Origin of the sequence: Hassallia byssoidea VB512170 (assembly GCF_000817785.2) — a bacterium.
GTDB lineage: Bacteria > Cyanobacteriota > Cyanobacteriia > Cyanobacteriales > Nostocaceae > Hassallia > Hassallia carrinoi.
In genome coordinates this window covers 29318-40001 of the sequence record NZ_JTCM02000059.1, presented here as the reverse complement: position 1 = coordinate 40001, position 10684 = coordinate 29318, and the positions used below count along the sequence as shown (strand labels likewise).

10 protein-coding genes are annotated in these 10684 nt (G+C 42.8%); 4 read left to right on the top strand and 6 right to left on the bottom strand.

All coding sequences use genetic code 11. From position 1 onward, the window contains the following. Positions 1-132: 132 nt before the first annotated feature. The 3 genes from PI95_RS21855 to PI95_RS21845 all read right to left on the bottom strand — a co-directional run bounded on the left by PI95_RS21855 (position 133) and on the right by PI95_RS21845 (position 3520). A complete protein-coding gene (locus tag PI95_RS21855) occupies positions 133-1929 on the bottom strand; it encodes an iron uptake porin (protein ID WP_336507529.1) in 1797 nt (598 codons plus the stop codon). A gap of 28 nt (positions 1930-1957) precedes the next feature. Next, positions 1958-2392: a lactoylglutathione lyase gene (gloA, locus tag PI95_RS21850; protein ID WP_039743379.1), complete on the bottom strand. Its 435-nt coding sequence runs from the start codon at positions 2390-2392 to the stop codon at positions 1958-1960. A 297-nt stretch (positions 2393-2689) separates the two neighbouring features. Then, complete coding sequence (locus tag PI95_RS21845) at positions 2690-3520, bottom strand: hypothetical protein (RefSeq protein ID WP_039743371.1); 831 nt, start codon at positions 3518-3520, stop codon at positions 2690-2692. A gap of 332 nt (positions 3521-3852) precedes the next feature. Between PI95_RS21845 and eno the strand changes: the two genes are divergently transcribed. Then, a complete protein-coding gene (gene eno, locus PI95_RS21840; protein ID WP_039743370.1) occupies positions 3853-5139 on the top strand; it encodes a phosphopyruvate hydratase in 1287 nt (428 codons plus the stop codon). Positions 5140-5239: 100 nt separating this feature from the next. Here the strand turns inward: eno and argC are convergent, their stop codons facing one another. Then, positions 5240-6298, bottom strand: a complete 1059-nt coding sequence (argC, locus tag PI95_RS21835) for an N-acetyl-gamma-glutamyl-phosphate reductase (protein ID WP_039743368.1) — start codon at positions 6296-6298, stop codon at positions 5240-5242. Between the two features lie 100 nt (positions 6299-6398). Here argC and PI95_RS21830 point away from each other — a divergent pair, with 100 nt between their 5' ends. The 3 genes from PI95_RS21830 to PI95_RS21820 are packed head-to-tail and all read left to right on the top strand — an operon-like array spanning position 6399 to position 8511. Then, a complete protein-coding gene (locus PI95_RS21830; RefSeq protein WP_163519082.1) occupies positions 6399-6554 on the top strand; it encodes a hypothetical protein in 156 nt (51 codons plus the stop codon). A gap of 41 nt (positions 6555-6595) precedes the next feature. Continuing rightward, complete coding sequence (gene ribBA / locus PI95_RS21825; RefSeq protein ID WP_039744109.1) at positions 6596-8293, top strand: bifunctional 3,4-dihydroxy-2-butanone-4-phosphate synthase/GTP cyclohydrolase II; 1698 nt, start codon at positions 6596-6598, stop codon at positions 8291-8293. Continuing rightward, positions 8293-8511, top strand: a complete 219-nt coding sequence (locus PI95_RS21820) for a hypothetical protein (protein ID WP_201280552.1) — start codon at positions 8293-8295, stop codon at positions 8509-8511. Before ribBA ends, PI95_RS21820 begins: the two co-directional genes overlap by 1 nt. Positions 8512-8777: 266 nt before the next feature. Here the strand turns inward: PI95_RS21820 and PI95_RS21815 are convergent, their stop codons facing one another. Both PI95_RS21815 and PI95_RS21810 read right to left on the bottom strand, forming a co-directional pair. Further along, a complete protein-coding gene (locus PI95_RS21815) occupies positions 8778-9350 on the bottom strand; it encodes a Uma2 family endonuclease (RefSeq protein ID WP_039744104.1) in 573 nt (190 codons plus the stop codon). Positions 9351-9446: 96 nt separating this feature from the next. Further along, complete coding sequence (locus tag PI95_RS21810; protein ID WP_039743366.1) at positions 9447-10259, bottom strand: peptidoglycan recognition protein family protein; 813 nt, start codon at positions 10257-10259, stop codon at positions 9447-9449. Positions 10260-10684 lie beyond the last annotated feature (425 nt).

Sequence of the window (10684 nt, the reverse complement as noted above, 5' to 3'; positions counted from 1 at the left end):
AAAATATCTAATGAGTTATTTAAATAACTCTTTATTTCCATACCTTTACCCTTTCCCCTTTAACCTTTTCCCCTCATAAAATTCCCCATTCCCCATTACCCATTACCCATTACCCAATCCCCCTAACCTAATCTAAAACGAAAACACCGTTCTGAGTGTACTTTGCCAGATGGTGCTGTTGGAGCTATCGTTATTAGGGTTGCTGACTAGGGATAGTATAGGGGTAATACTGATATTGTCGCTTAATTGTAGATTGTAGAACGCCTCGAAGTTGGTTTGGGTAGCGTTACCAAAATCCTCAGCTACGAAAGGTTGACCGATCGCTACACCAGCAACGGTTCCGGGAAGAACGAAGTTACGCAAACCGACACCAACAGCCCAACTCAAAGGATGTAAATCTATATTTTGGTTGATGGCAGTGTTAAATCCTTGATAGTTACCGACTCCCAAACGGGTAAAAATTCCGGTGTTGCGATTTAAGGTATATTCGGCATTGACACCAAAGGCATTAATATCAGTATTGTTAATTTCGGCATTAGTATATTGTAGCCGAAATGCGAAGCGCGGACTTGGGGAATATTCTACTTCGACACTGGCTTGATGGCGATCGCCAAATAAGCCTTTGTCTGTAGTTGAATTGAATTCATTAGCGTTGGCAGCGATGTAAAGCGATCGCACGGTGAATTTGCTATTTTTTGGTTGCCATGCGATCGCTGCACCTGCACCACCTTCTCGATCTATTTCATTTTGAACAATCAGAGGATTATTAATAAAAAAGGTGGAACTAAAATCAACCGCTTCGTTGTTAGCGTATCTGTTACGATCTATAAAATCCCGTGGCAGCATTTTTGCCCCAACGCTTACAGCTAAATCTGGCGAAGGACGAAACGAGTAGTATAATCGCCTCAGATGCAAGTTTTTGTCTACGTTAGTGTAATCGAGTCCTCCATAATTCCCGATAAAGCCGCTGTTTGCCACATTATTAGAATTTTCCTTTTGTGCCAAATTAATCGCATCACCGCCATTGTTACCAGATTCTAACTGAGTGACGAGTAAATCTTTTTCGTTAAAGCTGGTATTGAGATTTAACCGCGAACGAGCGACTATGGTAGTGCTGGCATGACTACCGCTGGTGGGGGCAAAAATTAATTGACCATTGAGCTTTGTTGTGGTAGAAAATTGATGTGCTTCGAGATAATTTGCGCTTATGGTTGTTGTGTTGACACGTTTTTGTAAATCATCCAAAGCAGAGCGATATTCTTTTTGCAACCGTCGTAAGGTGATAATATCTTCTTGAATGTATTGATCGCCGATCGCCTCCGCAATCAAGCCTTCAACTTTATCTAAAGTAGCCGCTAAACCTGCGGCAAATTCATAACGGCTGAGAGGACGATTGCCTTTAAAGGTGTTATCAGGAAAACCAGAGATAACATTATAGCGTTCCATAAGCGATCGTAATGCCTGATAAGCCCAATCTGTCGGTTGAACATCAGACAATTGAGAAACCGAAGTTTGCGGAGTTAAAAACTCAGAATCCGCGTCCACATTAACAGATTTATTCGCTACTTGATTGACAATTGGGAATTGGGCAATGGGAATTGGGCAATGGGCATCGGGCATTGGGAATAGAAAAAAATTGTCCCCCTTGTCTCCTTGTCCCCTTGTCTCCTTGTCCCCTTGTCTCCAAGGAGTCTCCCCTTCAATATTCATCTGTGCTTTTAATGGCAAGCATGTCTGGACAAATGTCGTGATAATACTTACCGCTACAATCCAATAGGACTTACTCGTAGTAGGCACTTTAGTGCCTAAAATAAGCGCTAAAGCGCTTACTACGAGTTTATATTGTCGGTTGCTGATAGTTTTGCAACCAACTAAGTTCTCGGAAGACAACTTTTGAGAATAAATTCTTTGCCGCAGACATTGCTTCACGCGAAATCTCACCTATGTAACAACATAATTACTGAGTTACAAGTTTTTCTTGTGACTCCTGTTTGGCATTTGAACCCTGTGTACCAAGTTGAATAAGTTCTACTTTGTACCCATCTGGATCTTCTACAAAAGCAATTACCGTTGAACCGTGTTTCATCGGTCCTGGTTCCCGGACTACTTTCGCGCCAGTATTTCTGATTTCGTCACAGGTAGAGTAAATATCATCGACTCCTAAGGCAATGTGACCGTAAGCATTACCTAGGTCATATTTTTCAACACCCCAGTTGTAGGTTAGTTCTAGCACTGTATTGTCTGATTCGTCACCGTAACCGACAAAAGCGAGGGTAAATTCTCCACCTGGATAATCTTTTCGTCGCAATAATTTCATTCCCAGAACATCGCAATAAAATTTCAAGGATTCTTCGAGGTTGCCGACGCGTAACATTGTGTGTAGTAAGCGCATAATTATTCTTGATTGCTTCTTTACCGATTTTAGATGGGGATGCTGCTATCTTTCACAAATAGGAGTTACGCTTTTAGGAGGAAAAATCGAACCGCAGAGAACGCAGGGGACGCAGAGGAATAAGAGTTTAAGAGAGAGAAGTTTGAGCGGAGGTTTCCTCCGTTCCCCGAAGGGGTTGCCGTTGGCGAAGCCTCTCATGACGGAGAAGGCATCAAAGCTTCTCAATCGCGGAGACGCTTCTCTACGAGACGCACATGCGTTCGCGAACGGTGGTTTTTGTGTAAGTCTTTTAAGTGTTTAAAATGGGCTGATGGAGAGGGATTTGACTTTTTTTGCACCTTTTGGTGCTGAAAATGTGAATGTTTGCGGGGTTACGGCAGGATTTGCGGTTCTATTGAGGATTTTTTCGGCAATCAAAATGTCTAATCCTTGGGATTTGCCTGATATTTGTAATTGCTTGAGAGTAGCTGTTTGTGGCTGGACGAAACCGCTAAAGGTTAATTGTTCTTTGCGATCTGTGTAATTGTAGACATAAAAAGATTCGCCTTCAACTGTGCGTTGATCTGCTTTCAGGTCCAAATTGGGGGTCAAGCCAATTTGTTGCAAAATTTCTTTATCTGATAATTGACCGCGAGCAAAAATTTTTCTGGTATCACTGGGAATTTGCAGAAATAGGGAGGAGGACATGCCAATTAAAAAATAATCGTCTGACTTGCCAAAATTATCGTAGGAAGTTACAGCGTATTGTTTTGAGTCTGATTTGTAAACTGAAACTTGTTTACCATCGGAAATGACTAGAGTAGGAGGTTTGGGTTGTTCTCCTTGTCGTGTAAAAGTAATTTCCGAGCGAAATTTGCCATCAGACTGAGCGATAGTTTTCACTTTAGCGTAAGTAGTGAAATCAATGCCTTGATTTTTAGCACTAACTAAAATTTGCGACTCAGTTTGATAGCGATCGCTCTGCAAAAAACCAGTAATAGTTTTAGCTAGTAAAGATATATCTACTGGTGTCGCTTGACTAATTGTATTAGAAGTGACTTGGATAGAAGATATTGGTATTGCATTAACTTTTTGCGTAATTAAGGCAACAATACTTAAAGCCGTAACGGTCATGAGAATAGGTTTCATAAGCAATTCACAACTCTAGATTTATAATTCAGCAGTAAGCTTACTGATTTTTACGATCTGTTTTGTAATATTTATGTTCCACATATTTGTATCATTAAGTGCCAATTTTGACTAAAGGTTGAGAATAATTGATGTGATGATTTTATAATCTGCACAGTATTCATACTTAGCGCTAGCTAGAATCAAAGCAGGCAGCGCCGACAAGCAAATGTCTAGAAAACTTGTTAAATCTGAGCGTATAAAGTCCCGGAAACGCCTATGCTAGATCGTCGGAACCAATAGGCTGTTTGTTTCAGCGGCAAAAACGCTTTCATCTAAAGGACGAAGAAAAGATGATTAACATAGATACTGCGATTGAGGCGATCGCTGCTCGTGAAATTCTCGATTCTCGCGGCAGACCGACAATTGAAGCGGAAGTACATTTGTTAAATGGTGCTGTCGGATTGGCACAGGTTCCTAGTGGCGCGTCCACAGGCACTTTTGAGGCGCACGAACTGCGGGATGGCGAAAAACATCGTTACGGGGGCAAAGGGGTACTCAAGGCGGTGCAGAACGTCAAGGAGGCACTCGCGCCGAAGTTAATCAACATGGATGCCCTGAACCAAGAACTTATCGATCGCACGATGATTGCTTTAGATGGTTCAGCTAATAAATCCAATTTGGGCGCAAATGCGATTTTAGCAGTTTCCCTAGCCGCCGCCAAAGCTGGTGCCGATTCTCTAGGAATTCCCCTATATCGCTATTTAGGTGGACCTTTGGCAAATTTGTTGCCAGTACCGTTGATGAATGTAATTAACGGTGGGGCACACGCTGCAAATAATGTGGATTTTCAAGAGTTTATGATTGTCCCCATTGGTGCGTCTTCTTTCCGGGAAGCTTTGCGCTGGGGTGCAGAGGTATTTGCTACTCTCAGCAAAGTGTTGGATGATAAAGGTCTACTGACCGGCGTGGGGGATGAAGGCGGTTTTGCCCCTAACTTAGAGTCGAATCAGGTCGCTTTAGAATTGTTGGTGGCAGCGATTGAGAAAGCTGGTTACAAGCCAGGTGAAGAAGTGGCTTTGGCGTTGGATGTGGCAGCGAGTGAGTTTTACAAGGAAGGACAATATGTCTATGACGGTAAACCACACTCCCCGGTTGAGTTTGTTGATTATTTAGGGCAATTAGTCAATCAATACCCGATTGTATCGATTGAGGATGGCTTGCACGAGGAAGATTGGCAAAATTGGCAGTTACTGACTCAAAAAATCGGTTCGCGTACTCAATTGGTAGGTGATGATTTGTTTGTAACTAACGCCACACGGTTACAAAAAGGCATTGAGCAAAAATCCGCTAACGCCATTTTGATTAAACTTAATCAAATTGGTTCCTTAACAGAAACTTTGGAAACGATTGATTTAGCGACTCGTAATGGTTTCCGGTCAGTTATCAGCCATCGTTCCGGTGAAACTGAAGATACGACTATTGCCGATTTAGCTGTTGCAACTCGTGCCGGTCAAATCAAAACCGGTTCTCTGTGTCGCAGCGAACGAGTAGCCAAATATAACCGCTTGCTACGAATTGAAGATGAATTAGGCGATCGCGCCGTTTATGCCGGTACTGTAGGAATGGGACCGAAGTAGAAACTGGGAATTGGGAATTGGTAATTGGGAAAAAGGTAATTGGGAACGTGGAAAAAAGTTTTATTTCCCCATTACCCATTACCCATTACCCATTCTCAATTTAAGGATAAAATCCCAATTTGGGTAAACCGAGGGTTTCATCCCAGCCCATCATAATGTTCATACATTGGATAGCTTGACCTGCCTGACCTTTAATTAAGTTATCAATTGCTGACATGACAATGACGCGACCGGTGCGCGGGTCAACTTCTAAACCGATATAACAAAGATTACTACCGCAAGCCCACTTTGTTTGCGGATATTCGCCTGTTTCGCAAATTCTCACCCAAGGAGAGTTACGGTAAAAGGCTCTAAAAATAGTAATTAAGTCGTCTCGCACTAAGCCGGGATCGCGGAGGGTGGCGTATACGGTAGCTAAAATACCCCGCACCATTGGGATGAGGTGGGGTGTAAATTGAATCATAACTTCATGCCCCGCCAAGTCACTGCAAATCTGCTCAATTTCCGGGGTGTGGCGGTGACGGACGACACCATATGCCCCTAGAGAGTTGTCTGCTTCGGCTAGCAAGAAGTTGATTTTCGCTTGCCGTCCGCCGCCGGAGGTGCCAGACTTAGCATCGACAATGGCGGTTTCGGGGACGATTAAACCTTGCTTTAAAAGTGGCGAAAGTGCCAGAAGGCTGGCGGTAGGATAGCAACCGGGACAGCCAATTAACTGCGCTTCGGCAATGCGCGAGCGATACAATTCCGGTAAGCCATAAACTGCTGTCGCAGCTGTGGCGTTATCGTTTCTCTGTTTGCCATACCAAGTTGTGTAAGTTGTCAAGTCACTGAAGCGGTAATCTGCACTGAGGTCGAGTACTTTGCATTTTTTTTCCAACAGTTTTGGAGTCATTTCGCAAGCCAGACCATTTGGAAGAGACAGAAACACCACTTCAGTGCGATCGCCGATAATTTCTGGATCTACCTCCTCAACTGGTAGATTAACTGCATGAGCCAAATGAGGGTAAAGTTCGCCAAACGGTTTGCCAGCGCTACTCTCGCCACCTAAATAAACAACTTCGACTTCTGGATGATCCATCAGTAGTCGAACTAGCTGTACTCCGCCGTAGCCTGACGCGCCAACAATGCCAACGGGTACGCGTCTTAAATTGCCCATGATATCAAATCCTTTTTTGATGAATGATTAATTCGTTATTGGCTATCAACTATCATCAACTAGATGCGACCATTCGCGTTAGGTTAGTTATGCGATCGCTATGATTGAAAACCGAAGTGGGGGAGTGGGAGACAAGGGGACAAGGGGACAAGGAGAAATTTATGGGAGCATCCCCCCATCTCCCCCTCTCCCCATCTCCCCATTCCCCCCTCCCCATTCCCCATTCCCCTTTAAAGGTTGTACAATCGAAAAGTAGGTTTTGTTAAAAAAATTTACGTTGGTCGTTGGAAATACTCTGTGTCGCAGTCTCAGACCACATCCTCAACTTTTGAATTTGACTTGATTGATGCCGCTTTAGCAGACCTGAAAGCGGGTCGCTCCGTGGTGGTAGTAGATGACGAAAATCGAGAAAATGAAGGCGATTTGATTTGCGCCGCCCAATTTGCTACCCCGGATATGATTAATTTTATGGCGGTGGAAGCACGAGGGCTGATTTGTTTGGCGATGACAGGCGATCGCCTTGATGAACTTGACTTACCATTAATGGTAAGCAATATTACAGACACTAATCAAACTGCTTTCACTGTCAGCATTGATGCAGGTCCTCAGTTAGGTGTCAGTACTGGCATTTCCGCAGAAGACCGCGCTCGTACTATTCAAGTGGCGCTCAATCCAGCGACACAGCCTTCAGATTTACGTCGCCCAGGTCATATTTTCCCGATTCGCGCCAAGCAAGGCGGTGTACTAAAACGCGCCGGACATACGGAAGCGGCAATTGATTTAGCTCGATTATCTGGGTTATATCCAGCCGGGGTAATTTGTGAAATTCAAAACCCTGATGGCTCGATGGCGCGATTGCCTCAGTTATTTGAGTATGCTAAACATCATAAGCTGAAAATTATTAGCATTGCCGATTTAATCAGTTATCGCCTCAAACACGATCGCTTGGTGTATCGCGATGTCGTGACAAAATTACCGAGTCAGTACGGGCGATTTGAAATATACGGCTACCGTCACACCCTGGATAATACTGAACACGTCGCGATTGTCAAAGGCGACCCAGCTACCTTTAAAGATGAGCCTGTAATGGTGCGAATGCATTCAGAATGCTTGACAGGTGACGCTTTAGGTTCTCTACGCTGTGATTGTCAACTGCAACTGCAAGCCGCTCTGAAAATGATTGAGCAGGCGGGTAAAGGTGTCGTAGTATACTTGCGGCAAGAAGGGCGGGGCATCGGCTTGATTAACAAGTTGAAGGCTTACAGCTTCCAGGATATGGGACTCGATACAGTCGAGGCAAACGAGCGTTTGGGATTTCCCGCTGATTTGCGAGATTATGGGATGGGAGCGCAAATGCTGATGGATTTAGGCGTGCATAAGATTCGCCTAATTACCAATAATCCGAGGAAAATTGCGGGTGTTAAGGGTTACGGATTGGAAGTTGTCGATCGCGTACCGCTGTTGATTGAGGCAAACGATTACAATTCTTATTATCTGGCAACAAAGGCGAGAAAGCTAGATCATATGCTGTTGCAGACGTATCTGGTAACGGTAGCGATTCATTGGCAAGATGACCCAGAAGCTGTAACGGAACGTTATGAACGTTTAGAGAAGCTGCGGCATTTAGCGAAAAGCCATGATTTATTGTTGCAAGAAGAAGCGCGTCCCTTAGCGATCGCTTTATTTGACAAACCATCTTTAACTGTACATTTGGGTTTCGATCAACCGCAGCTAGCTACACCTGATTGGTATCAGCAAAACAGTCATCCTTATGTACAGGCGATCGGTCAAATCCTTGACAATTTGGCAACTTTGCCTTATGTTGAGAAGTTTGAATTTATGATTTCTCCAGGGATTGACCCTTTGAGTCATTTGCAAGTGCAATGCGATCGGCAAACCTTTCCTGATGGTACTTTACCTTCATCGATTTGTTGCGAACAACTAAAGACGCAAACAATTTATAGTTTTAGTCAAACGCAGTCCTTAGACGCATAATGGCAAATCCGATAAACATTCGCAAAGAACTAGAAAGGATAATTGAGCAACTCAACGATGAGCAGTTATCAGTACTGCTAGATTTAGCTATTTCCCTCCAAAGTGGCAAAAAACCTGTTTATCCGATAGAATCTCACGCTTATCAGGATTGGTTAAGCGCTGAGAATGATATTTACGACGAACTGTTTGCTGAAGTTCCTTACAGCGCGGTGATATAGCAATTTTATATGGGTTGTGAAAATTATTTTTAATACGAACCGCCAAGATACCAAGGACACCAAGAATGGAGAATTAGAGAGTTTTCCAAATGATAACTATTCAACGAGCGAACATTATTTCCTTGTGTAAGTATATGTAGGGTGTGTTACGCGCCTTTGAGTACGGCACCGAAACATAAAAGATGGTGCGTTAGCCAAAGGCATAACGCACCTACGTGTATTTCAAAAATAAAATATGAGTCCTATAGTTTTGGAAAATGTTAACCCTATACAAAAAGTAAATCTAAGACAAAACCAGGTAATATATCTTTTCCAGATAAGCTTGTAGGAGACTCTAATACTTCTTTTTGTTGCCCTTGTCTATAAATTTCAACACGGCGAGTTTTTCTATCAATTAGCCAACCTAACTTTACACCTGCATTCATATATTCTTGCATTTTGGCTTGCGTTTCACTCAAACTATCGGATGGGGACATTAACTCCAATACAAAATCGGGAGCGATAGGAGGAAACTTTTCGCGTTGTTTTGATGTAAGTGCATTCCACCGCTCTAATTTTATCCAAGATACATCGGGGGAGCGGTCAGAACCGTTAGGGAGTTTAAAGCAGGTGGAGGAGTCGAATACCTCTCCAAGTTTTGTTTGACGGTTCCAAATTATAAAATCCGCAGTCATAGATGCATTACATTTTCCTGTTTCTCCCCCGGTTGGTGACATTATAATTAGTTCTCCAAAAGCATTACGTTCAAATTTGACATCGGGATTATCACGACACAGTTGATAAAATTGGTCGTCGCTAAGTTTGAGGACATTATTAAAGTTGATGGTAATTGCGGTCATAATGCTTACATATAAGTATAAAATTGCTTTGGGCAGCAAGCTAGGCTTTAATTTTAGCTTTCTTACTTCATTATTGCGTTCTTGGTTCCTGAGTCATTATTCACTTACTTGACGAAAGTTATGAAGTAAGTTGAGAAACTTCTCTCCATCAAAACTTCTGGGATCGATTCGTGTTCCGGAACGATCTACTAAACGATGGGTGGTAATGCGATCGTCTGGGACATCACTTTGAGCGATTAACCAAGCCAAAGAATAATATTGAGCATCAGTATAACCGCTATGAATTGGTTCTGTGTCAGTCCAACCGTCTGGTGGGGTTTCTAAAGAAACGTGATAAGCAAAGTTATTTACAGATGGTGGTAAATTCAAATTAGTTTTCACGCTTTCTGAACCGTTAGCACTATCAAATACTGAATTCGCTGCACCAAAAGCGCGTTTATCTGGTGGAACTGTATAAATAACTGTTCCATCTAACTTAATCATCGCGTGGTAACTTGCTTGCACATTTTCGTCGGTATGAGGTGTTTGAAAAAAATTAATCGCGCTCTGAGCAGAATTAGAAGTTTCATGAAGTACTATAATCGGTAGATTGTTGACTTTTATGCCATTAACGTCTTTGGTATAACGCTCTCCGTAGTTGCTTGGATCTGCCCAAGCAATCTCATATCTGGGTCTGTACTTTGTAAAAGCCGCAGTGGTTTTGAATAGAGATTTGCGAGGATTTGCAGCGCTGCTTGGTTTGATCGGCGATCGCATGTGTACGTTTGGATATTGACTCCAAGAAGCGATCGCCGGATTTGATGTATTATTTTGTAGTTGTGTGGCTCTACCCGCAAGCAACGCCACAATTAGAGCGATGAATATCAGAGAAATTAGCATTACTCTGGTCGCCCAGTCCTTAAAGTTCATTTTTTTATACTTAAATAACTAATGAAAATAATCTTAATATCTTAAATATTACTGAAAAATCGGCGTTGCTGAATCATAATATGAAATGCCAAAATTACCTTTCTTTTTCTTTGTACCTTTGCGCCTTTGCGCGGCAGTCGCTACAACGGGGGGAACCCTCCGAAGTTCTGATCGGAGGAAACCTCCGCTCAGACTTCTCTCCGCAACGCGCTGCCTTGACGAGTGCGTGAGACAAATTCATATTTTCAATCAGCAACGCCGAAAAATCAAATACCAGGAATAAATAAGTATCTACTATTACTCTGCGCCTAGATAAATCTCAGGCATCAAGCAAGTTGCTTTTCACTTCCTCAGCTGTTACGCTTAATTTACACAATCTTTAAATATACTAAATCAAGGAAAAACCTTCCGAAGGGCGATAAATT

Excerpts from the sequence above, each read along its gene's own strand:
- gloA (WP_039743379.1), bottom strand. The coding sequence starts at position 2,392 with ATGCGCTTACTACACACAATGTTACGCGTCGGCAACCTCGAAGAATCC.
- argC (WP_039743368.1), bottom strand. The coding sequence starts at position 6,298 with ATGGGCAATTTAAGACGCGTACCCGTTGGCATTGTTGGCGCGTCAGGC.
- PI95_RS21810 (WP_039743366.1), bottom strand. The coding sequence starts at position 10,259 with ATGAACTTTAAGGACTGGGCGACCAGAGTAATGCTAATTTCTCTGATA.
- eno (WP_039743370.1), top strand. The coding sequence starts at position 3,853 with ATGATTAACATAGATACTGCGATTGAGGCGATCGCTGCTCGTGAAATT.
- PI95_RS21845 (WP_039743371.1), bottom strand. The coding sequence starts at position 3,520 with ATGAAACCTATTCTCATGACCGTTACGGCTTTAAGTATTGTTGCCTTA.
- PI95_RS21820 (WP_201280552.1), top strand. The coding sequence starts at position 8,293 with ATGGCAAATCCGATAAACATTCGCAAAGAACTAGAAAGGATAATTGAG.
- PI95_RS21830 (WP_163519082.1), top strand. The coding sequence starts at position 6,399 with ATGATTGAAAACCGAAGTGGGGGAGTGGGAGACAAGGGGACAAGGGGA.
- PI95_RS21815 (WP_039744104.1), bottom strand. The coding sequence starts at position 9,350 with ATGACCGCAATTACCATCAACTTTAATAATGTCCTCAAACTTAGCGAC.